Here is a 1,063-nt window from a genome sequence, read left to right on the forward strand (position 1 = left end):
CTGGTGACGGCTCTGGCGCGTGTGCATGTGCATGGGGTGGGGGTGGAGTGGGAGCGGTTGTTGCCGGGTGTGGGTGTGGTGGATCTACCGACGTACGCCTTCCAACGCCGACGCTTCTGGCTGGACGACCCGGCGGTCGCGCCGGCTCAGGTCCCGCCCGTCGCGGCCGGGCGGAGCGCCCCGAAGCGGTCCGCGTCGCGCGGCGATGAGCTGGAGCTGGTCCGTACGCACGTCGCCGCGGTCCTCGGCCACGGATCGGCGCGCGACGTGGACATCGACACGACATTCAACGACCTGGGCTTCGACTCCCTCGCGGCCGTCGAGCTTCGCGACGCGCTGAACAGGGTCACCGGGCTCTCCCTGCCTTCCGGCCTCCTCTTCAACTACCCGACCCCGGCGGTACTCGCCGAACACCTCGGCGGTCAGCTCCTCGGCCTGGACGAGGGTCAGCGCCAGGGTGACGACACGTACGGGGCCGCCGCCCTCGACGAGCCGATCGCGATCGTGGGCATGGCCTGTCGGCTGCCGGGAGGGGTCGCCTCTCCGGAGGACCTCTGGCGTCTGGTCAACGGCGAGGTCGATGCGATCGACGGGTTTCCGACCAACCGCGGCTGGGACCTCGACTCGCTCTTCGCCTCCGATCCGGACAGCCCCGGCAAGACCTACGCCACCACTGGTGGTTTCCTACACGACGCGGACCGGTTCGATGCCGAGTTCTTCGGCATCAGCCCCCGCGAGGCGGCGGCGATGGATCCGCAGCAGCGGCTGCTGCTGGAGACGGCGTGGGAGGCCATCGAGCACGGCGGGATCGACCCGGCCGGGTTGCGCGGCACCCGCACCGGCGTGTACGTCGGCGCGACGGCGCAGGAGTACGGGCCACGGCTGCACGAGCCGTCCGGCGGACATGACGGTTATCTGCTGACGGGTAACACCGCAAGCGTCGCGTCGGGTCGGGTGGCCTACACCTTCGGGTTGGAGGGGCCGGCGGTCACTGTCGACACGGCGTGTTCGTCCTCGTTGGTCGCGCTTCATCTGGCTGCCCAGTCGTTGCGTCAGGGTGAGT

1 protein-coding gene is annotated in these 1,063 nt (G+C 70.3%); it reads left to right on the forward strand.

Features of this window, described 5'->3' with window-relative positions; genetic code table 11:
• Positions 1-36: 36 nt before the first annotated feature.
• A partial coding sequence (locus AC0AIB_RS31000; RefSeq protein ID WP_465098046.1) for an acyl carrier protein occupies positions 37-1,063 on the forward strand: 1,027 nt, incomplete at its 3' end.

This window comes from Micromonospora sp. DSM 43699, from assembly GCF_055517075.1.